This is a genomic window from Pedobacter sp. (assembly GCF_965279535.1).
Lineage (GTDB): Bacteria > Bacteroidota > Bacteroidia > Sphingobacteriales > Sphingobacteriaceae > Pedobacter.
In genome coordinates this window covers 848,607-870,858 of the sequence record NZ_OZ257244.1, presented here as the reverse complement: position 1 = coordinate 870,858, position 22,252 = coordinate 848,607, and the positions used below count along the sequence as shown (strand labels likewise).

At 40.0% G+C, this 22,252-nt stretch carries 15 protein-coding genes and 1 tRNA gene; 15 read left to right on the top strand and 1 reads right to left on the bottom strand.

From position 1 onward, the window contains the following. Window positions 1-66: 66 nt before the first annotated feature. The 14 genes from ACQY77_RS03385 (at window position 67) to ACQY77_RS03320 (ending at window position 19,105) form a co-directional block, all read left to right on the top strand. A complete protein-coding gene (locus ACQY77_RS03385; protein WP_421939396.1) occupies window positions 67-1,896 on the top strand; it encodes a glycoside hydrolase family 2 protein in 1,830 nt (609 codons plus the stop codon). A 1-nt stretch (window position 1,897) separates the two neighbouring features. Continuing rightward, complete coding sequence (locus tag ACQY77_RS03380) at window positions 1,898-2,983, top strand: endo-1,4-beta-xylanase (RefSeq protein WP_421939397.1); 1,086 nt, start codon at window positions 1,898-1,900, stop codon at window positions 2,981-2,983. Between the two features lie 12 nt (window positions 2,984-2,995). Then, complete coding sequence (locus ACQY77_RS03375; protein ID WP_421939398.1) at window positions 2,996-5,218, top strand: glycoside hydrolase family 3 N-terminal domain-containing protein; 2,223 nt, start codon at window positions 2,996-2,998, stop codon at window positions 5,216-5,218. Between the two features lie 78 nt (window positions 5,219-5,296). Further along, a complete protein-coding gene (locus tag ACQY77_RS03370; RefSeq protein ID WP_421939399.1) occupies window positions 5,297-7,939 on the top strand; it encodes a glycoside hydrolase family 2 TIM barrel-domain containing protein in 2,643 nt (880 codons plus the stop codon). Between the two features lie 4 nt (window positions 7,940-7,943). After that, window positions 7,944-9,119: a DUF5009 domain-containing protein gene (locus tag ACQY77_RS03365; protein WP_421939400.1), complete on the top strand. Its 1,176-nt coding sequence runs from the start codon at window positions 7,944-7,946 to the stop codon at window positions 9,117-9,119. 11 nt (window positions 9,120-9,130) lie between these two features. Next, entirely contained in the window at window positions 9,131-11,593 is a 2,463-nt protein-coding gene (locus ACQY77_RS03360; RefSeq protein WP_421939401.1) for a glycoside hydrolase family 2 TIM barrel-domain containing protein, read from the top strand. Window position 11,594: 1 nt separating this feature from the next. Continuing rightward, window positions 11,595-12,779 carry an alginate lyase family protein gene (locus ACQY77_RS03355; RefSeq protein ID WP_421939402.1) on the top strand — a complete coding sequence of 395 codons (1,185 nt, stop codon included), beginning with the start codon at window positions 11,595-11,597 and terminating at the stop codon, window positions 12,777-12,779. 1 nt (window position 12,780) lies between these two features. Further along, entirely contained in the window at window positions 12,781-13,953 is a 1,173-nt protein-coding gene (locus ACQY77_RS03350; protein ID WP_421939403.1) for a glycoside hydrolase family 88 protein, read from the top strand. Further along, complete coding sequence (locus ACQY77_RS03345; protein ID WP_421939404.1) at window positions 13,953-15,077, top strand: glycoside hydrolase family 18 protein; 1,125 nt, start codon at window positions 13,953-13,955, stop codon at window positions 15,075-15,077. The genes ACQY77_RS03350 and ACQY77_RS03345 overlap by 1 nt, the downstream gene beginning before the upstream one ends. Window positions 15,078-15,156: 79 nt before the next feature. Next, the gene (locus tag ACQY77_RS03340) at window positions 15,157-16,632 is read left to right on the top strand and encodes a glycoside hydrolase family 30 protein (RefSeq protein WP_421939405.1); all 1,476 of its coding nucleotides are present in this window, start codon (window positions 15,157-15,159) and stop codon (window positions 16,630-16,632) included. A 17-nt stretch (window positions 16,633-16,649) separates the two neighbouring features. Beyond that, complete coding sequence (locus ACQY77_RS03335; protein ID WP_421939406.1) at window positions 16,650-17,474, top strand: SDR family oxidoreductase; 825 nt, start codon at window positions 16,650-16,652, stop codon at window positions 17,472-17,474. Between the two features lie 18 nt (window positions 17,475-17,492). After that, window positions 17,493-18,662, top strand: a complete 1,170-nt coding sequence (gene uxuA / locus ACQY77_RS03330) for a mannonate dehydratase (RefSeq protein WP_421939407.1) — start codon at window positions 17,493-17,495, stop codon at window positions 18,660-18,662. Between the two features lie 68 nt (window positions 18,663-18,730). Then, window positions 18,731-18,964 carry a hypothetical protein gene (locus tag ACQY77_RS03325; RefSeq protein WP_421939408.1) on the top strand — a complete coding sequence of 78 codons (234 nt, stop codon included), beginning with the start codon at window positions 18,731-18,733 and terminating at the stop codon, window positions 18,962-18,964. A 67-nt stretch (window positions 18,965-19,031) separates the two neighbouring features. Continuing rightward, a tRNA-Arg gene (locus ACQY77_RS03320) sits at window positions 19,032-19,105 on the top strand. 731 nt (window positions 19,106-19,836) lie between these two features. Here the strand turns inward: ACQY77_RS03320 and ACQY77_RS03315 are convergent. Further along, complete coding sequence (locus ACQY77_RS03315; protein ID WP_421939409.1) at window positions 19,837-20,820, bottom strand: hypothetical protein; 984 nt, start codon at window positions 20,818-20,820, stop codon at window positions 19,837-19,839. A gap of 405 nt (window positions 20,821-21,225) precedes the next feature. Here ACQY77_RS03315 and ACQY77_RS03310 point away from each other — a divergent pair, with 405 nt between their 5' ends. Further along, a complete protein-coding gene (locus tag ACQY77_RS03310) occupies window positions 21,226-22,107 on the top strand; it encodes a sugar phosphate isomerase/epimerase family protein (RefSeq protein WP_421939410.1) in 882 nt (293 codons plus the stop codon). The last annotated feature ends 145 nt before the right edge of the window (window positions 22,108-22,252 follow it).

The following is a 22,252-nucleotide window of genomic DNA, read 5'->3' as shown; positions in this document are numbered from 1 at the left end:
AACACCGGCGATAAATTAATTGTTAGTTTTGGAAACTTCAATTAATCAAAAATTAAAACATAAGTTATGCAAAAATCAATCTATAGCGTATTTATAATCTGCTTTTCGCTTCTTTCAACCATTACTGATGCTCAGGTTACGGCTATACAAAACATCCAGTCGCGTAAGGTATTAAGCCTTAACGGAAAGTGGAATTACATCATCGATCCGTATGAAAATGGTTATTATGATTATAGACATGAGCCTTTTGATCAATCAAAAACAGGTACAGGTGGCTTTTTCGATGATCGCGTGCAGAAAGATAAAACAGAGCTTATTGAATATGATTTTGATCATTCACCATTGATGAATGTTCCTGGCGACTGGAATTCCCAAACGGAGAAACTAGAACTTTATGAAGGTAGTCTTTGGTTACGCAGAAAGTTTGACGCCAAGCCGGAAAAGGGTAAAAAATACTATGTTTACTTTGCTGCGGTTAATTATGAGGCCCATGTTTATCTTAATGGTAAAAAACTTGGCATTCATAAAGGTGGTTTTACCCCGTTTCAGTTTGATGTTACCAATAAACTTAAAGCAGGAGAGAATTCTATTGTTTTAAAGGTTGATAATACCCGTAAGCAAGATGAAATCCCTACAGTAAATACCGATTGGTGGAACTACGGCGGAATTACCAGAGATGTATACCTCGCCGAATTTCCAGATCATTTTATCAGTGATTATAAATTGCAACTGGTAAAGGGAAACAATAACCTGGTTAATTTTACGGTAAAGCTTTCAGATGCTACAGCAAACCAGGAAGTAACTTTATCTATTCCTGAACTAAAATTAGAAAAGAAGTACAAAACCGATAGTGAAGGGAAAATATCCGATGAATTCACCTGGAATAATTTAAGCTTATGGTCGCCAGAGAGCCCTAAACTTTATGGTGTAAATATTAAAACCGATAAAGAAGATATTAATGATAAAATTGGCTTTAGAAATATTGAAGTAAAAGGAGACAGCATTTATTTGAATGGTAAATCGGTGTTTTTAAGAGGGATTTCCATTCATGACGAAAATCCACTTTTAGCTGGCCGCTTACGCTCAGAGGGTGATATGCGTATGATGTTGCAGTGGGCCAAAGAAATGAACTGTAATTATGTTCGTTTAGCACATTATCCACATAATGAAGAAATGATTCGCCTTGCAGATGAAATGGGCTTATTGGTTTGGGCCGAAGTACCGGTTTACTGGACAATAAGCTGGACAAATCCTGCAACCTATGCCAATGCTAAGCAGCAATTAACAGATTTAATCGTTAGAGATAAAAACAGAGCCAGCGTTATTGTATGGTCTATTGGCAATGAAACGCCGCTTAGCGATGCAAGATTAAGCTTTATGGGCAATTTGGCAGAAACTGCGCGCAGTTTAGACGATACCAGGTTGGTTGCAGCCGCATTGGAAGTGCATCGCGAAGGCAATACCATGATTTTAAACGATCCTTTAGGCGAAAAAATTGATTTGGTGAGTTTCAATGAATATGCAGGCTGGTATTGGGGCGGAACACCTTCAGAAATTACTAAATATGATTTTAATATTAAGTACAATAAACCTGTGGTGATAACAGAGTTTGGTGGAGATGCTTTAGGTGGTTTCCATGCCGATGAAAATACACGCTGGAGTGAGGAATACCAGGAAGCACTGTATAAAAACCAAATCACCATGTTGAGTAAAATCGGTGCTTTGAGGGGAATGACACCATGGATTTTAACTGATTTCAGATCGCCAAGAAGACAACATCCGATTTATCAAAACTTCTGGAACCGTAAAGGACTAATCAGTGAAACCGGTAAAAAGAAAAAAGCTTTTTACGTGCTGAAAGACTTTTATGGTCAAATGCAGACCAAATATAAATGACATGATTAAACCACTAAATTTCAGTTTTATTCCAAAAATAGCTGTAGCCATTACGGTATTAACCGTCTCATGCGCGAAATATAAAAGTACCACTATTGATCCTTTGCCCAATCCCAGGGTAGTAGAAACCAGTTTACAAAAGGAGATGCCTTTCCCGATGGGAGCCGCAGTGAACGTTGGACTTTTAAAGAGCAATGCGAATTACAGAAATTTAGTTATCAAAGAATTTAATAGCCTTACAGCCGAAAATGCCATGAAATTTGCGTCTGTTCATCCTGGTAAGGATACTTACAATTGGACAGACGCAGATTATCTGGTAGATTTTGCCCTGAGCAATGGCAAAAGGGTACACGGCCATACTTTAAATTGGTATAAATCATTACCCGATTGGGTAAATAATTTTCAGGGAAACACTGCTGATTGGGAAAATTTGCTTAAAACCCATATTCAAACTGTCGTTTCACATTTTAAGGGTAAAGTGGTTTCCTGGGATGTAGTGAATGAGGCCATCAATGAAGATGGTACTTTTAGAAACAGTATCTGGGTACAAAAACTTGGTGTAGATTACATCGGCAGAGCCTTTCAATATGCACATGAAGCAGATCCGTCAGCGCTGCTTTTCTACAATGATTATGGCCATGAGTTCGGGCCAACCAAACGAACAGCGATCTTAAATCTCGTAAACGATTTAAAAAATAAAGGCATTCCCATTCACGGAATTGGCTTACAAATGCATACCCGTGTTACGCAGAGCGATAGCAATCTGGCAGCCGCAATTACAACAGCGGCCGCTACAGGGCTCAAAGTTCACCTTTCAGAAATCGATATTGCATTAAACCCAGACAATATTCAAACGCTAACCTATACTCCTGATTTAGCAGCCCAACAGGCCGCCAAATACAAGAGCATTGTAAAAACTTACAATGGCATTCCCAAAACGCAACAATTCGGAATTACACAATGGAATGTGTGTGATGCCGACAGTTGGATTCTATCTAATTATAATCGTCCAGATTGGCCTTTGCCTTTTAATAGTCAGTACCAGCGAAAAGTAGCTTACCAGGGAATTTTAGACGGCATAAAATAGAAACATACATCAATGAAAAGATATATACCTTTAGCTTTTTTAATGACCTTGACCTTTTCTGCTGCATGGGCACAGGATAAAAAGATAGAAAAAAAAGTAGACTCCGTTTTAAAACTGATGAGCCTGGCAGAAAAAATAGGCCAGCTAAATCAATATACGGGAGACCGCGATGCCACCGGCCCGATCACCAATAATCCCAATAAACTAAAAGACATCAGAGAGGGGAAGCTCGGCTCCATGTTAAATGTACGCGGAGCAAAAGAAACCAGGGCGGTTCAGGAAGTAGCCATGCAATCGCGTATGAAAATTCCTTTAATCTTTGGTTTAGATGTTATTCATGGCTATAGGGTAACTTTTCCGATTCCATTGGCAGAAGCAGCAAGCTGGGACTTAGCTTCCATGGAAAATACTGCACGCGTAGCGGCACGGGAAACAGCCGCTTCGGGTGTGCACTGGACTTTTGCACCTATGGTTGATATTGCCCGCGATCCACGCTGGGGAAGGGTAATGGAAGGAGCAGGAGAGGATACTTATTTAGGTGCTCAGATTGCAAAGGCCCGCGTAAAAGGTTTTCAGGGAAAAGGTTTAGGAAATCTGGATGCTGTAATGGCTTGTGCCAAACATTTTGCCGCATATGGAGCAGCCATTGCCGGGAGAGATTATAATACCGTGGATATGAGCAATCACACACTTTGGGAAGTTTATCTCCCCCCATTTAAAGCGGCAGTTGACGCAGGTGCAGCAACTTTTATGAACGCTTTTAATACGCTAAATGGTGTACCCGCAACCGGGAATACTTATTTGCAACGCGATATTTTAAAAGGCCAATGGAAATATACCGGCTTTGTAGTAAGCGATTGGGGCTCGATAGGTGAGATGATTGCTCATGGCTATGCGAAAGATAAAGCAGAAGCTGCTGAATTAGCCTTAAAAGCCGGGAGCGATATGGATATGGAAAGCAGAAGCTATTTGCCAAACCTTGAACAATTGGTGAAGGATAAAAAGGTAACAGTAGCCTTAATTGACGATGCTGTTCGCAGAATACTGCGCAAAAAATTTGAGTTAGGCCTTTTTGATGATCCTTATCGTTTCAGTAATGAAAGTCGGCAAGAAAAGGAACTCAATTCTGCAGAAAACAGAAAAGCTGCTCTGACAATGGCCGAAAAAAGCATCGTATTGCTTAAAAATCAAAATCAGGTTTTACCATTGGCTAAAGATTTAAAAAAAATCGCTGTAATTGGCCCGCTGGCAAAATCTGAAAAAGATATGCAGGGCTTTTGGTCTATTGCCTGGGAAAATGATAACCTGGTTTCACTATATCAAGGACTTAAGAATAAGGTGGGTAACCATACAGAACTCCTGTATGCAAAAGGCTGTGAAGTTACCGATTCTACTAAAACAGGTTTCGAAGAAGCTATAGCAACGGCTAAGCAGGCTGATGTGGTGATTATGGCTGTTGGTGAAACCCTGGATATGAGTGGTGAAGCCAAAAGCAAAGCACATATCCGTATCCCTGGTGTTCAGGAAGATTTAATTAAAGCCATCCAGGCTACAGGAAAACCCGTTGTGGTGTTGGTGATGGCAGGCAGGCCACTAATCTTTAACTGGACAGCCGATCACATCCCTGCAATTATGTATACCTGGTGGTTGGGCAGCGAGGCTGGAAATGCTATGGCTAATGTGCTGTTTGGAGATTATAATCCCGCAGGTAAATTACCTATGACTTTCCCTAGAGATGAAGGCCAGATTCCCCTCTATTATAATTATTTAAGTACGGGCAGACCAGCTAAAAATGATCAGGATACCCGCTATCGTTCCGCATACCTGGATATGCCCAATAGTCCAAAGTTTGCTTTCGGACATGGTTTAAGCTACACCACTTTTGAGTACAATGAATTAAAGCTCAGCAAGGCCCAAATGTCTATGAACGATCAGATTACAGTAACCTTTACTTTAAAAAATACAGGTAAGTACGCTGGAGAGGAAGTTGTGCAGTTGTATCTGCAAGATAAATTTGCTTCGGTAGCGCGTCCGGTAAAGGAACTTAAAGATTTTCAAAAAGTAATGCTGAAAGCTGGAGAAAGCAAAATCATCCGTTTTACAATCAATAAAGAAAAGCTTTCTTTTTATAACCAGCAATTAAAATGGGGTGCTGAAGCAGGAGATTTTAAACTCATGATTGGTACGGCATCAAATAACATACAACTGGAAAAAGACTTCACATTAACCAATTAGCATATCAATATTCAAAATAGGGTATTAATCCGTACCTGGTACAAAAGAAATATTAACCAAAATAGGACCATAGCTATTATGTTCAATTTAAAGCCGATCCTCACTTTATTGTTTGCAAGCTTAATGCTTTCAAGCCTTTACGCACAAGATTCAGGAAGAAAAATAATCAGTTTAAACGATCAATGGTCTTTTCAAAAAGAGAATGGACCCATAGAAAAAGTAATGATACCGCATACCTGGAATGCCCAGGATGTGCTGGATGATGCACCCGGGTACTACAGGGGACTGGGAATTTACAAGCGTAAATTAGAGCTTGATGAATCTTCCAAAGGAAAAGAGATTTACCTGGTTTTTAATGGGGTAGCTCAGGAAGCAGAAGTTTTGGTTAATGGCCAAAGCGCTGCCAGGCACATTGGCAGTTATACGCGATTCACTGTGGCAATAAGCAAATTTTTAAACTTTAAAAATGATGAAATTGAAGTTAGGGCCAATAACCGTTTCAATGAAGACATTCCACCGTTAACTGCTGATTTTACATTTTTTGGCGGACTTTACAGGAATGTAAGCCTGTTGATTACAAACCCTGTTCATTTTTCACAACAGGAGCAGGGAAGTTCTGGTGTGTTCGTTACCACGCCAAAAGTTTCGGCAGCTGAAGCAACAGTTCAAACACAAAATTTCATAGAGAATGCTTCATCAGGAACTCAGAAACTACGCGTTAAAAGTATGCTTTTTAATGCGAATGGCGTGATTGTAGGCAACCAGGAAACTAAGTTAAGCATCCGCCCAGGTGATAAGCAAACAATTGTTCATAGCATACCGGCCATTCAATCGCCCATTTTATGGTCGCCCGAAAGCCCTTACCTCTATCGGATGGTGAGCCAGATTATCGACACTAAAACAAAATCTGTTATTGATCAGGTAACCAGTCCTGTTGGTTTTCGCTGGTTTAAGTTTGATGCTGATAAAGGATTTTTCTTAAATGATAAACCTGTAAAGTTAATTGGTGCAAGTCGTCACCAGGATTATGAAAACAGTGGAAATGCCGTTCCAGATGCTTTACAGATTAAAGATGTAGCGCTTTTGAAAGCGATGGGTGGCAATTTTTTAAGGGTGGCGCATTATCCTCAAGACCCCCTGATTTTAGAAGCCTGCGACCGATTAGGTATCCTGGCCTCTGTTGAAATTCCTGTGGTGAATACCATTACCGAAACAGCCGCTTTTACCCAAAACTGCCTTAACATGCAGCGTGAAATGATTAAACAGAATTTCAATCACCCCAGTATTATCATTTGGGCTTATATGAATGAGATTTTGCTAAGGCCAAAGTTTGTAAATGACAAACCTCGTCAACAGATTTATTTCGATCATGTCCGCCAATTGGCTCAAAAACTGGATAGTTTAACAAGAAAAGAAGATCCTTCACGATATACTTTGCTGGTTAATCACGGCGCATGGGACATTTATAATAAAGTGGGGTTAACCAAAATTCCAATGATTGTGGGTTGGAATTTATACTCTGGATGGTATTCCGGTATTCCTGCCGACTTTGCTAAGTTTCTGGATCGCCACCACAAAGAACTGCCTAATACTCCATTTCTGGTAACAGAGTATGGTGCTGATGCAGATCCAAGGATTCGGTCTTTTTCACCCATCCGTTTCGATAAGAGTATAGAATATGCCATTCAGTTTCATCAGATATATTTGAATGCAATGTTAAGCAGACCTTTTGTTGCGGGTGGAATGGCCTGGAATTTAGCCGATTTCAACTCCGAAACACGGGAAGAAACCATGCCTCACATCAATAATAAAGGATTATTAACCATTGGTCGTCAACCCAAAGATACTTACTACCTGTATCAGGCTTATTTAGCAAACAAACCCTACTTAAAAATTACATCGGCACAATGGAAGGACAGAACCTCGGTAGCAGATTCTGCTGCTTCAGTTTCAACTCAGCCAGTTCAAATAGCAACTAATTTAAAGTCTGCCGAGCTTTTTTTAAACGGTAAAAGTCTTGGTGTAAAAGATGCGATAGACCACATCATCAGCTGGCCTGTACCTTTTGTTCATGGTGGAAACCAATTGCGGGTAGTTTCCGGAGAGCTGAGCGACCAGGCGGAAATCAATTTACAGTTACAGCCTTTCCGTTTTTCGGATGCCAAAACCGCTTTTCAGGATATCAATGTACTGCTGGGATCAAAACGCTTTTACATCAACGATAAACAACAAGAACTCTGGATCCCGGATCAACCCTATAAGGCAGGTTCATGGGGATGGATTGGTGGGGAGCCTTACAAAGGCACCAACAACCGCATCAGTTACGGAAGCGATAAAAATATCCTCGGAACGGATAACGACCCCGTTTATCGGACACAACAGGTTGGCATAAGTGCGTTTAAATTCGATGTCCCAGACGGGGAATACGCCCTCACCCTGCATTTTGCCGAATTGGTTGGTGGGGAAAGTAAGGAAGCTTTAGCTTATAACCTGGATAATAATCATAAGAAAGAAGTAGAAGAGAAACGTATTTTTGATGTAGCCATAAATGGGGTTCCATTTTTAACTCAAGTAAATTTAGCAGCCGATTTTGGCTATACAACAGCTGTTGAAAAGAAGACCCGCGTTACTGTAATTAATGGGAAGGGAATTGCTATTGATTTTAAAAGTATCCAGGGAAAACCAGTGTTGAATGCTATACAATTAAGAAAAGTTTACTAACCTTATGAACGCACTTCCTAAACGTATTTTATCCATAGATGTTTTAAGGGCAGTTACCATGTTCTTAATGATCTTTGTGAATGATGTGGCAGGAGTGTCTCATATTCCCGACTGGATTAAGCATACAGAAGCCAATGAAGATGGAATGGGCTTTTCAGATATCATTTTTCCTGCTTTTTTGTTTATTGTGGGCTTATCCATGCCCTTTGCTTTACAAAACAGAATTAAAAAGGGTAATTCTTTGCCTTCAAACGCTTTTTATATCCTTTTAAGATCGCTTGCTCTGATTATTATGGGCTTTTTTCAGGTGAATCTGGAAAATTATGATCGCAGTTCGGCCTTACTGCCTTATCCTGTTTATACCATTTTAATCACCATTTCCTTCTTCTTGATCTGGTTAGCCTATCCTTCAACCATATCTAAAACAAACAAGAATTTATTGATTATTGCAGGCGTAATTCTGTTGGTTACTCTCGCATTTTTTTATAAAGGTGGCAGTGCAACACATCCAGAAGGTTTAAAACCACATTGGTGGGGGATTCTGGGTATTATCGGTTGGGCTTACCTCGTTTCTGCATTTGTTTACCTCTTCAGCAAACGCAATATGCTGGTGCTGGCCATAGCTTTTACACTTTTTGCCGGAATTAACATCGCTACACATACAGGAAATTTGAATATACACTTATGGATCATCGGCGATGCATCTGCTGTTACACTGATGTTGGCTGGGATACTGATAGCAGAATTATATGAAAAGTTAATGATCCAAAAGAAATACCTTGATTTTTGGGTGTTGTTTAATTTTTATGGTTTACTGGCCATCGCATTTGGAATGTTCATCAGGCCTTATGCAGGAGGAATTTCCAAAATATATGCCACACCAGCCTGGGTTTTTGTTTGCATGGGAATCACGATACTGGCATTCGAAATCATTATTTATATTGTTGATTTTAAAGGTAAGAGTAATATCTTTAAGGCAATAAAATCAGCAGGTACAAGTACGCTAACCTGCTACATCACGCCCTATATAATTTATTCATTATTCAGCTTATTGCATTTTCAGTTCCCTCATTTTTTAAGTGTAGGCATTGGAGGGATTTTACGGTCCATAGCAATGGCTTTTCTGGTGATTATAACCGTATCATTTTTAGAAAAAAGAAAAATTCGTTTAAAAGTTTAATTCATTTTTTAATGTTGAAGTATCTTAAGTATATAATTGTATTAATCGTTCTGTTTTACAGTGATTTATTGTTTGCGCAACAGGCTGTAAGACTAAATCAAAATTGGGAGTTTTTGAAACAAGACCTTGGTGGGATTTGGGAAGCCGTTCGCCCTGTCGGACAGGGGAATCCCGAGTCTGTTCCTTTATGGCAGAAAGTAACGCTGCCGCATTGTGTAAATGCACAAGATGCTGTGGATCCGGATGTAAATTACTATCAGGGGCCTGCATGGTACCGTACACAACTTAAAATTGACAATCCTTATCAAAATGGCAGAACCATCTTGCATTTTGAAGGTGCAGGACAGAAAACTGCTGTTTATGTTTATACCACCAAAGTAGCCGAGCACGTGGGCGGTTATGATGAATGGACGGCAGATATTACTGAAGCCGTTGCTGCTTTTAAGAAAACAGAAGCCTATGCTAAGCAGTTTAAAGGTAATGTGCCGGTTTCTATTCGCACCGATAATTCCAGAGATTTAGAAATGGTGCCTTCAGATTTATCCGACTTCAATGTATATGGAGGTATTTACCGCTACTTAAATTTAGTTTATACACCGGCACTTTCAGTTGATAAACTTTTCGCCAAGGCTGAGGTAGATAGCCAGGGTAAACTGGGCAAGCTAACCGTTACAGGCAGATTTTATAATCCGACAGCACTGGGAAATGCAACGATGAAGTTAACTTTATTTGACCCATCGGGGAAGATTATAGCTAAAAAAGAGCAGTTGTTAAATTCCCTTTCCGGAGATGTATCTGTTTGGCAATCAGAATTTAAAAAGCCTGTTTTGTGGAGCGCAGATCAACCGCGTCAATACCGTTTGTCTTACGAACTTGTATCTGCTGCGGGCAGTTACAAAGGTGAAGAACGAATTGGCTTCCGGCATATTGAGTTTGTAGAAAAAGGTCCTTTTAATTTAAACGGCAAGCGATTATTGCTTCGTGGTACCCATCGTCATGAAGACCATGCTGGCGTAGCTGCAGCAATGACAGAAGAGATGATTCGTACAGAAATGACGATGATGAAGGACATGGGCGTGAATTTCATTCGCTTAGGCCATTATCAGCAATCTCGCATTGTACTTAACCTTTGCGATAGCTTAGGGATTTTGGTATGGGAAGAAATTCCATGGTGCCGTGGTGGTTTAGGTGGCCCGGTTTATCAGCAACAAGCTAAAAGAATGTTGAAAAATATGATTGATCAGCATTACAACCACCCATCCATTATCATTTGGGGGATGGGAAATGAAAATGACTGGCCAGGTGATTTCCCTGAATTTGATAAAGAAAAAATCAGAACTTTTATGAAAGAACTGAACGATTTATCACATCAGCTGGACGTTTCACGTTATACTGCCATCAGGCGTTGCGACTTCTGTGCAGATATTGTAGATGTTTACTCTCCATCTATCTGGGCAGGATGGTATCGCGGCAATTACACCGACTATAAAAAAGTTTCGGAAGAGGAATTTGCAAAGGTGAAGCGCTTTTTACACGTAGAATGGGGTGGAGACAGTCATGCGTTGCGCCATTCTGAGAATCCCGACAAAGCCTTAAGTAAAATCAAATCAGGAGGCGCTGCCGATGAAAGAGCAGGAGATGCCTCGCTTTATGGTGGAGCAGCAAGAATTTCCAAAGATGGAGACTGGAGTGAATCCTATATCTCTAATCTGATCGATTGGCATTTAAAAGAACAAGAGAACATGCCTTGGTTAAGTGGAACCGCATACTGGCCTTTCAAAGATTTTTCAACCCCTGTTCGTCCAGATAATCCTGTTCCATATATGAACCAGAAGGGCGTAATAGAGCGAGATTTTACCAGGAAAGAGGCTTATTATGTGTTTCAATCTTATTGGACCCAAAAGCCAATGGTACATATCTATGGGCATTCCTGGCCAGTACGCTGGGGCGATGAAGCTGAAGAGAAAATGGTTAAAGTTTATTCCAACTGTAGCGAAGCCGAAATTTTCTTAAACGGCAAAAGCTATGGTACCAAAAAGAGAAATAGTCAGGATTATCCTGCCGCGGGTTTACGCTGGAATCTTCCTTTTGTAAAGGGCCAAAATGTAGTAAAAGTAATTGCTAAACAAGGAAAGGAAACAGTTACCGACGAAATTAAGTTCCAGTATCAAACCGAAAAGTGGACAAAACCTACTCAGATGACTTTGAATAAAATTGATCAGCAGGGAGATGTGGCTACTGTGGAGGTAAAGCTGTTTGATGAGAAGAATGTTCAATGTCTGGATGCAGTAAACTGGATTGATTTTGGTTTAACTGGGGATGGTAAACTTATTGATAATCAAGGAACTTCTTCGGGTTCGAGGAAGGTGCAGGCTTATAATGGAAGAGCCATTATTAAAGTAAACTTAAACCAGGGTAAAAGTAGTGTTTCAGTCAAATCGCCTGGTTTAAAAACTGTTTTTATATCCCTATAATATGAAAAAAATCATTCCAATTTTGCTATTATCACTGTGTGCTTTGGCTGCCATGGCAATGCATCAGGAAGAAAAACCCGGCCATGCATTAATGAAGCAGCAGGCCTTGGCCTTATTGAAGAAACAGGTTTTAACAGAAGCCGACTGGGCAATGAAGCAGGCGCCTATTACGGTAACGGCATCATCATCTCCAAGAAGTGCCGGAGGCAAGCATGATTTCTTCTCAGAAGCAGATTATTTCTGGCCAGATCCTAAGAATCCTGATGGTCCATACATTAACCGGGATGGTTTAACCAATCCTGATAACTTTGTGGAACACCGTAAAGCAATGATCCGCTTTAGTAAAATCATTGGTGCCCTTGCTTCAGCCTATAAAATAACAGGTGATGAAAAGTATGTAAAACAAGCCATAAAGCATTTTCAAGCCTGGTTTATCAACTCCGAAACATTGATGAATCCAAACTTGCTTTTTGCCCAGGCAGTGAAGGGAAGATTTACAGGACGTAACTATGGCATTATTGATACCATTCACCTGATGGAGGTAGCCCAGGGTGCTTTGGTAATGCAAAATGCAAAAGCCTTTGATAAAGAAACCTTAAAAGGCGTTAAAAAATGGTTTGCAGATTATGTGCGCTGGTTAAATACCTCCAAACCCGGCATACAGGAGAAAACGGTAAAAAACAATCACGCAACCTGTTGGGCCATGCAGGTGGCTGCATTTGCCAGGCTGTGCGGTGATGAGCAGATGCTGGATTCACTCCGTACGAGTTTTAAAACCATTTTACTTCCAAACCAAATGGGAGCTGATGGCAGTTTTCCATTAGAAACCGCAAGGACGAAACCTTATGGATACTCTATCTTCAACTTAGATGCCATGACCACGCTTTGTCAGATCTTATCCAGTGCGAAAGATAATTTGTGGAACTACCAAACCCCTGATGGAAAATCAATTCAAAAAGGCATAGCTTATTTGTATCCTTTTATTGCGGATAAGAGTAAATGGACTTTAGCTCCTGATGTAATGTACTGGGATAACTGGCCTGTAGCACAGCCTTTTTTGTTGTTTGGCGCCATTCAATATAATCAATCAAATTGGTATACCACCTGGAGTAAATTAGATCATCAACCTCAGGTAGAAGAAGTTATCCGAAATCTGCCTATACGTAATCCTTTAATCTGGCTATAATATGAAATTAAAAATCACCATAACCGCACTATGTGTATTGTCTTTCAGTTTAATAAAGGCACAAAAAGTAAATGTTGCCAAAGCTTTCTCTGCTGCGGCAAAGCAAACTGAAGTATTAATAAAAAACGTTGATTCGGCCAGGGTAATAAAACCTAACCAGGTTTCGCCCCGAACCGTAGAAAACGGCCAGTTTAAGATGGTTGTTTCTAAAGACTGGACCAGTGGTTTTTTCCCGGCAGAGCTTTGGTTTTTTTATCAATACACCAAAGATAAAAAATGGTTAGCGCTGGCAAAAAAGTATACTGAAGACATTAAAAAAGAACAATTTAATACCGGCACACACGATTTGGGTTTTATGGTTTATTGTCCCTTTGGAAATGGCTATAAGTTAACTCAGGATACCGCTTACCGAGCAGTAATCATTCAGGCTGCTAAATCATTATCTACCCGTTTCAATGCCACAGCAGGCGTAATTAAATCATGGGATCACAACGGAGATAAATGGAAGTACCCGGTAATTATTGATAATATGATGAATCTGGAGTTGTTATTTGAGGCAACTAAACTAACAGGGGATTCATCATTTTATAAAATTGCAGTATCACATGCCAATACCACCATTAAAAATCACTTCCGCCCTGATTTTAGCTCCTATCATGTTATTGATTATGATACGCAAACCGGCAATGTTTTAAAGAAAAATACCGCTCAGGGTTATGCTGATGAATCTGCATGGGCACGCGGTCAGGCTTGGGCCCTGTATGGTTATACCATGTGTTTTAGAGAGACAAAAAATAAGGCATATCTGGCTCAGGCAGATGGAATTGCGGGTTTTATATTAAATAATAAAATTACGCCAGCAGATGGTATTCCTTACTGGGATTACAATGATCCAAAGATCCCGGATGCTTCGAGAGATGCTTCAGCAGCAGCTATCACGGCTTCAGCTCTTTATGAGCTTGCCCGTTATAGTACCAATAGTAAAAGATATAAGGCTGCAGCAGATAAAATTTTAGTTTCATTAGGCAGCAACAGCTATACCAATAAAACAGGTGCCCAATACGGTTTTATTCTTGATCACAGTACAGGCCATCGTCCGGCGAAATCTGAAATTGATGTACCCATTAACTACGCAGATTATTACTATTTAGAAGCACTTTTAAGAAGTAAATAATGAAAAGGTTTAAACTCATTGTTCCCGTTGTTGTATTGTGCATGGTCGCCCTTTTGGCCATGCAGTCAATACCTGCACCCAAAAGTAAGGTCGTTATCGGTTATGTAGGTGGTTATAAGGGCTTAGTTGATGTAGCCAAAATAAAAGCTGAAAAACTTACCCATATCAACTATGCTTTTGTAAATATCAAAAATAACAGGGCTTTTTTGAACCATGAAGCAACAGACACATTAAACCTTCAACGCTTAAATCAGTTGAAAACCAAAAATCCCTCGCTCAAAATATTAATTTCTATAGGAGGATGGGCCTGGAGCGAGAATTTTTCAGATGCAGCACTAACCGATACTGCAAGAAAAGCTTTCGCAGAAAGTGCAGTTAAAATCATTGAAAAATATGAATTGGATGGGATAGATGTAGACTGGGAGTACCCTGCAATTGCTGGGGAAGAAGGGAATGTGTATCGTACGGAGGATAAACAAAACTTTACCCTCATGCTTAAAGCGCTCCGTTTGGAATTAGACACCCTTGAAAAAAACTCAGGTAAGAAAAAGTTACTTACCATTGCCGTTGGTGGTTTCAGTAATTTTATCCAAAATACGGAGATGGACAAAGTGCAGCAATACCTCGATTTTGTAAACCTGATGACCTATGATTTTTATCATAGAGATGTTGCCGGTCACCACACCAACCTGTACAACTCTAAAATTTTTCCTGCTGAAAATTATGCCGATAAAACTTTCAAGGCATTTGCAGCTGCCGGGGTGCCTGCGCATAAGTTAGTGATGGGAATTGCCTTTTACAGCAGGTCATTTACCCTTAAACCCAATTCAAATAAAGGTTTAGGAGATTCTGTATTAACAGGAAAGTATGGTAAGGGTTATACTTTTATCAAAGATAGCCTGATCAATCAAAAAGGTTTTAAAGCTTATTATGATGAGGATGCCAAAGCGCCCTATATTTTTAATGCCCTTACTAAAGAATACATGACTTATGATGATGAAAAGTCAGTAAAAGAAAAATGTAAGTATGTAGCGCAAAATGGAATGGGTGGTGTAATGTTTTGGGAGTATGACAGTGATCGCAATGGTTATTTGTTAGATCAGATAAATAGGAGCTTAAAGTAAAATTATCCAATAAACCTTTAACGCCCTCATTAAATAAATTTAAAATCCCATTTTTGGATGTTAATAATTAGCAATATATATGAAATTTAATCTGAGCACCTTATTGATTTTGGCTACGGCCTTAAATGCCGCTTCCCAAACCCCAAAACCCGTTAAAAAAACTGCAATACCTGTAGCTTACACCACAAGCAATAAAAAGGTAACTGTTTATACTACTGCAGCAAACTCTGATTATCGGATCAGTAAAACAGAAAACTTAACTTTCACAGAAAATAAACAACCTTTTGAAACCGAGCCCTGCATTTTTATCGACCCTACAATTAAGTACCAAACTTTGGTAGGCATTGGTGGGGCATTAACAGATGCATCAGCCGAAACATTTGCGAAGCTATCTAAAAAGAATCAGCAAGAATTGCTTACAGCTTATTACAGTGCTGATAAGGGGATTGGCTATACTTTAGCACGAACCAATATCGCTAGCTGTGATTTCTCGAGTGGTAGCTATACTTATGTTCAGGATAATGATAAGGATTTGAAAACTTTCAGCGTTGCCCATGATGAGCAATTTAAAATTCCACTGATTAAGCAAGCTATAACAGCAGCAGGAGGTAAACTATCACTTTATGTAAGTCCATGGTCTCCGCCAGCCTGGATGAAAGACAATAACAACCTCCTTCAGGGTGGTCATCTTTTACCCGCATACCGTCAAAGCTGGGCCAATCACTATGTGAAATTTATAAAAACATATGAAGCGATGGGCATTCCAATTTGGGGATTAAGTGTACAGAACGAGCCTATGGCTAAGCAGAAATGGGAATCTTGTATTTATACCGCTGAAGAAGAGCGTGATTTTATTAAGAATTTCTTAGGTCCAACCTTGCAGAAAGCAGGTTTGTCAAGCAAAAAACTAATCGCCTGGGACCATAACCGCGATCAGATTTTTCAAAGGGCAAGCACCATCCTGAACGATAAAGATGCCGCCAAATATGTTTGGGGAATTGGTTATCACTGGTACGAAACCTGGACAGGCAGCGGTATGCAGTTTAACAATGTTAGGCAGGTAAATGATGCTTATCCCGATAAAGCATTAATTTTTACTGAAGGTTGCAAAGAAAAATACGATGTGAATAAATTAGATGACTGGACTTTGGGTGAGCGGTATGGCTACTCTATGATCAATGATTTTAATAGCGGAACTGCTGCATGGACCGATTGGAACATACTTTTAGATGAAAACGGTGGCCCAAACCATGTAGGTAACTTTTGTTTTGCACCAGTTCATGCCGATACTAAAAATGACAAAATCATTTATACAAATGCCTATTATTATATGGGACATTTTTCTAAATTTATCCGCCCGGGAGCAAAGCGTATTGGTTCGGCATCTAGCCGCGATAAACTACAGGCAACAGCCTTTTTAAATACAGATGGGAAGTTGGTTGTGGTGGTGATGAACCAATCCGATGAAAAATTAAAATACAGCCTGTGGATTAAAGGACAGGCTGCAACTACTACTAGTTTACCGCATTCTATTGCCACTTTGGTAGTTGACTAACCACAATAAATAAAATAATGAGCAACGAATTAAAAAACATGTTTTCGCTTCAAGATAAGGTAATTGTTGTAACAGGTGCCACGGGTGTTTTGGGCGAAGCCTTTGTAAATGGATTAACTGCTGCAGGTGCAACGATTGTTATTATCGGCCGAAATGAAGCAGTAGCTAAACAAAGAGCAGAAGAAGCCGTAAATGCAGGCGGAAAAGCCATATACCTCATTGCAGACGTACTGGACGAGCAGGCATTAATAGCTGCAAAAGATAAAATCATTGCTGCCTTTGGCAGGATAGATGCACTGGTAAATGGGGCAGGAGGAAATGTCGCAGAAGCAGTAGTGCAACCAGGAAGCGACGTGTTTGACCTGAATGTAAACGCATTGAAACAAGCTTTTGACCTTAACCTTTTCGGAACCATTGTTCCTACCCAGATCTTTGGAAAAGAAATTGCAAAAAATGGCGGTAGCATTGTTAATATCTCTTCGGTATCTGCAAGCCAGGCATTAACCCGGGTACTGGGTTATTCATTGGCCAAATCAGCTATTGATAGTTATACCAAATGGATGGCAGTAGAATTGGCTAATCGCTATGGCGATAAAATTAGAATGAACGCCATCGTTCCAGGCTTTTTTATTACCCATCAAAACCGTGCTTTACTAACCAATGAAGACGGTAGCTTAACAGCCAGGGGACAATCCATCATAACTAAAACTCCTTTTAAACGTTTCGGTAACCCTGAAGAACTTATTGGTGCACTGGTGTATCTGTTAAGTGATGCCTCTAAATTTGTAAATGGAGAAAATGTGAAAGTTGATGGCGGATTTTGTGCTTTTTCGGGCGTTTAAAACAAGAAACAAACTAACATGAAATATAAAAAACTAGAACAAACATGGCGCTGGTACGGACCAAATGATCCAGTGTCGTTACAAGATGTAAAACAAGCAGGGGCAACGGGAATTGTAACTGCCTTACATCACATTTCACATGGTGAAGTTTGGCCTTTGGCCGATATTCAGGAACGAAAAGCCATTATCGAAGCTGCAGGCCTAACCTGGGCTGTGGTAGAAAGTGTACCCGTTCATGAAGCGATTAAAACCCGCAGACCAGATGCCGGTAAATACATCGAAAATTATAAAACCTCATTACGCAACCTTTCGCAATGCGGAATAAAGACTGTTTGCTACAACTTTATGCCAGTGTTAGATTGGACACGTACACAATTGGATTTAGAAATGACGGATGGTTCTAAGGCTTTATATTTTAACTGGATTGATCTGGCTATCTTCGACCTTTATATTTTAAAACGTGAAGGTGCAGAACAAGATTACTCAGCATCCATTTTAAAACGTGCCCAGGATAAATATGCAACCTTAAACCAACAACAGCTGGATGATTTAAGGATAAATGTATTGATGGGGATCCCCAATGAAAAAGAAATTGAACTGGAAACACTTCGCGCAAGCATTAATGAATATAAAGCGATTGGAACGCAGGGTTTGAAAGAAAACTTAAAATTCTTCCTGTCATCAATAGCTGATGTTTGTACCGAAGAAGGGATAAAGATGACCATTCACCCGGATGATCCTCCATATCCTATTTTAGGACTTCCACGTATTGCCAGTACTTTAGAAGATTTTAAATACATCATTAGCGAAGTAGATAAACCTTTCAATGGTGTGTGTTTTTGTACAGGCTCTTTAGGAGCGGGTATGAAGAATGATGCTTTAGCAATTTTTCAGGCAGTTAAAGAAAGGGTGTACTTTCTGCATTTACGCAATGTGACCAAAGATGAGGACGGTAGCTTCTATGAAGCAGATCATTTAGGCGGCGATGTTAACATGTACGAGATTATGAAAGCTGTTTCAGAAGAGAACGCTTTGCGCGATAAGTCGATTCCATTTCGCCCTGATCACGGACATCAGATGCTGGACGATTTGGCCAAGCAGACCAATCCGGGATACTCTGCAATTGGCCGTTTAAGGGGCCTCGCAGAATTAAGAGGTTTGGAAGTTGGTGTAACCGGAAACTATTAGGTAAATTTGAGCCTGCTTATTAAAAAGCAGGCTTTTTTATTGGCTTGAAATTTGAGAATTACCTTATTATGGAAAACGAAAAACTCCCCGAAAAACGAATTCTTAAGCCATCTGTAATTCATGATGACTTGCCTGAGGTTAAGAAACCGGAGCATTTGAGAAAAAAATCATGCGATGAGGAAGATCTTTTACCAGAAAATCCAGAACGCCATTTTCACCATGAAGAACTTAGAAGCCTGAGTTCCAGTCATGAAAAAACAAAGTTCGCCGATGACGATGAATGGAACGGTGAAGACGCTTAAAATTTGTGAAAATTTATTTTTACTTATTCGTTAGAACTTATATATTTGCAGCTCATTAAAAAAACGGGCCTCGGTAGCTCAGTTGGATAGAGCAACGGTTTTCTAAACCGTGGGTCAGGGGTTCGAATCCCTTCCGGGGTACAAAGCCTTTAGTTAATCGCTAAAGGCTTTTTTTGTGCGTTATTAATTTGTTTTTTCTAAAAGAAATCTTCAAGACCTGTCATTCTCAACGAGTGACGAATCTTTTGGATAGCGTGCTGAACTACAGCACTCTTTTAATGGCCGTATTTCAGGCCTTGTCATTCAGAACGCTTGAAGATTCAGTATCCTGAACTTTTAATGTTGCAGTGGCGCGCTCTAACGAGAGTAACTGATAGGCTTGTATTCTTCACTCCGAATGACAGAAATGGCTTATTAGGCCTGCTACTCTCAAATATTGAGTGCTCCTCTAACGGCAGTATTTCGCACCTTGTCATTCAGAACGGAGTGAAGAATCTGCTTGGCAGCGTGCTCAACATTAACATTTCAGTGCCCTTTTGACGGCAGTATTTCAGGCTTTGTCATTCAGAACGGAGTGAAGAATCTGCCTTTCAGCATCCTTAACTTTTAATATTCCAGTGACGCGCTCTAACGAGAGTAATTCATAGGCTTGGATTCTTCGCTCCGAATGACAGAAATGGCTTGTTAAGCCTGCTGCTCTCAAATATTGAGTGCTCCTCTAACGGCAGTATTTCAGGCTTTGTCATTCAGAACGAAGTGAAGAATCTGTTTCTGCAGCCGTTGCACTTTAACATTGCGCTGCTCTTTTAACAGCCGTATTTCACGCTTTGTCATTCAGAATGCTTGAAGAACCACGAAGTGCTCAGCGGAAGCTAAAAAAAAGAAAAAATACAACCGAATAACTCTAATTCTCCCATAAAAGAAAAAGAGGGACTAATAATGGCCCAAAATTTTAAATGTTGTATGTGATTACTGGAAGAGCGGGGCGCTGAATGAGTCAAGGCATCATAAATTTCCCTGGCAATATGCTGATTGTTCAGATAGCCACCAATATCATGATGATTTTCTGTTCGGGTGTAGGTGCCCCCGTGGTTAGAAATTTGACTTTCGGTTTGACGATCAGCACCAGATATTTCATTCAGTGCGATTGGATCCCGGTGATCGTAGTAGTTAATCCAGTCACCCTTCAAACTTGAAGCAAAGCGGATGGGTTCTAAGGAGGCGCTTACCGCTTGCAATCCCATCGGGTTACCCAAACTAAAATGCCTGCTGATTTGTAGCTGCGGATTTTTTAGCAATGCATGGTAAGCCACAATAGACCCCAGGCCGTGGGAAACAATTACTGCCGGTTCCCGATCCATTTGATTTAAAACTACATCATGAACAGCATCTCTGAAAACAGGATTACTGAGGTAGCAGTAAATTTCATAAGTCATTCTCCTGATAGAGAGTTGGCTCCATACAGCATGTTTATCCAGTGTTTCCAATAAAAGCCTTACCCACGTCCAGTTTAGGTATGACCTGTGAATGAGTGAGATTCCATTGCGGCTTGCTATCAACTCAATGTCCAAACCTGCATTTTTGGAAACTTCCAGTAAAAAATCGTGAATTATCCGCGTTTCTGTTCTCAGCGAGATATTACTTTCTTTCACTGTTTGCTCTAAAGCCCAGTTCGCGCTTGTAGCCAATGCCCCAAGTTCCTGTCCATAGTAAGAAAATATAATGTCATTTTTATCAAGTGGCAACGATAAGCCTGATCTGGAAAGACCGATTTTCAGCGCATCTGTCCATCTCTTTTTCAATTCGAGGGCTTCGTAGCCCTGTGGTATATGTCCGTGTATAAAGATCAGCTTCATAGCGCTTGCTTTTATCAGTTGAATAAAGGATATCGGACATTGAACAGCGTGTAATTTCACACATAAATCTGAATTTAAGCAGATTATGTCTCAATTAAATTATAGCTGATGTTCTTCTAGGCCGGTTATCTTGGTTGTCTGGTAAAGTCCTGAAGATCCATTGATCAATTTGGACAGGGAGCTATGCTAAATTTAAGGAAATAGTATTTTGGTAACAACAAAAATTCGCATTAAATATGATATTTATCAAAGAGATTCTGAATTATACAGATGGGCAAGTATATATAGGTAATGCGCATACTGACTAAGTACACAAGCGTATCAATAATGTTAATCAACATTCTGAACTTAAATTCCTATTTTGTTTTTAAAGCTGTCAAGGCATTCATCCTAACCAATTCATACATGAAAAACAAATATTTAATTGTCCTGCTAAGCGTATCGCTTTTTTTTGTTTCAAGCTTTGTGTCGGATAAAAAGGAACTCCCGAAATTAGGTATTGTGGGTGGCCTGGCTCAAGATCAATTGGTTTATTCGGCCGGTTTTAGGGCTAACGGAGAATCGGTTAAAAGAGTACTTTCGCCAAGCTTAACCGATCAGGAGTTTTCAGATAAATTAAAAGAAATTAAAGCAGCAAAATGTAAGTTGGTTTCCTGCAACCTGTTCTTTCCGGCGGATATAAAAATTGCAGGGCCAGATGTAAACGAGCAACGTGTGTTAAGTTACGCAGACTCTGTACTGTCCAGGGCCGGACAAGCAGATGTAAAGGTTATCGTATTGGGTAGTGGAGGGGCACGTAATATTCCTGCAGGTTATGATGTCGAAAAAGCCAAATCAGCATTTATTAACCTGGGGCGAAAATTGGGTACTATTGCAGAAAAATACAAGGTGACTATTGTTTTAGAAAACCTGGAAACCACAGAAACAACTTTTATTACCTCGCTAAAAGCAGCTGCAGAGATTGTTAGGGCTGTTAACCATCCTAATTTTAGGCTTAATGCAGATATATTCCATATGATGCGCGAAGGTGAATCTCCCGAGGAAATTGTGGCCGCAGGCAATTTGGTAGGCTTCTCCGAAATTGCAGAAAAGGAGAAGCGATCACTTCCTGGCGTAATGGGCGATGATTTTAGACCTTATTTGCGCGCATTGAAAAAAATTGGTTATAAAGGCTATATTTTTATGGAAGGCAGTATTAAAAACCCTGAAGTCGAAATTCCTCAGGCATTTAAATATCTTTCCAGGCAGGTTGCAGAGGTTTACGAGGGAGTAGGGAGTGTGGAGTAGGGAGTTTTGAGCTGAGAGTTTGGAGTAAGGCAATGTAGTAGTCCAACCAATGCCAAATGCCCAATGGCAAATGACCAATGAACTAAACAACACAGGACAATACAGGATGCCCCTAACCATTATGATCTTTATATTTGAATAAGCA

What these genes read in the sequence shown, in the direction of transcription:
- ACQY77_RS03385 (WP_421939396.1), top strand. Translation starts at nt 67, where the DNA reads ATGCAAAAATCAATCTATAGCGTATTTATAATCTGCTTTTCGCTTCTT.
- ACQY77_RS03380 (WP_421939397.1), top strand. Translation starts at nt 1,898, where the DNA reads ATGATTAAACCACTAAATTTCAGTTTTATTCCAAAAATAGCTGTAGCC.
- ACQY77_RS03375 (WP_421939398.1), top strand. Translation starts at nt 2,996, where the DNA reads ATGAAAAGATATATACCTTTAGCTTTTTTAATGACCTTGACCTTTTCT.
- ACQY77_RS03370 (WP_421939399.1), top strand. Translation starts at nt 5,297, where the DNA reads ATGTTCAATTTAAAGCCGATCCTCACTTTATTGTTTGCAAGCTTAATG.
- ACQY77_RS03365 (WP_421939400.1), top strand. Translation starts at nt 7,944, where the DNA reads ATGAACGCACTTCCTAAACGTATTTTATCCATAGATGTTTTAAGGGCA.
- ACQY77_RS03360 (WP_421939401.1), top strand. Translation starts at nt 9,131, where the DNA reads ATGTTGAAGTATCTTAAGTATATAATTGTATTAATCGTTCTGTTTTAC.
- ACQY77_RS03355 (WP_421939402.1), top strand. Translation starts at nt 11,595, where the DNA reads ATGAAAAAAATCATTCCAATTTTGCTATTATCACTGTGTGCTTTGGCT.
- ACQY77_RS03350 (WP_421939403.1), top strand. Translation starts at nt 12,781, where the DNA reads ATGAAATTAAAAATCACCATAACCGCACTATGTGTATTGTCTTTCAGT.
- ACQY77_RS03345 (WP_421939404.1), top strand. Translation starts at nt 13,953, where the DNA reads ATGAAAAGGTTTAAACTCATTGTTCCCGTTGTTGTATTGTGCATGGTC.
- ACQY77_RS03340 (WP_421939405.1), top strand. Translation starts at nt 15,157, where the DNA reads ATGAAATTTAATCTGAGCACCTTATTGATTTTGGCTACGGCCTTAAAT.
- ACQY77_RS03335 (WP_421939406.1), top strand. Translation starts at nt 16,650, where the DNA reads ATGAGCAACGAATTAAAAAACATGTTTTCGCTTCAAGATAAGGTAATT.
- uxuA (WP_421939407.1), top strand. Translation starts at nt 17,493, where the DNA reads ATGAAATATAAAAAACTAGAACAAACATGGCGCTGGTACGGACCAAAT.
- ACQY77_RS03325 (WP_421939408.1), top strand. Translation starts at nt 18,731, where the DNA reads ATGGAAAACGAAAAACTCCCCGAAAAACGAATTCTTAAGCCATCTGTA.
- ACQY77_RS03315 (WP_421939409.1), bottom strand. Translation starts at nt 20,820, where the DNA reads ATGAAGCTGATCTTTATACACGGACATATACCACAGGGCTACGAAGCC.
- ACQY77_RS03310 (WP_421939410.1), top strand. Translation starts at nt 21,226, where the DNA reads ATGAAAAACAAATATTTAATTGTCCTGCTAAGCGTATCGCTTTTTTTT.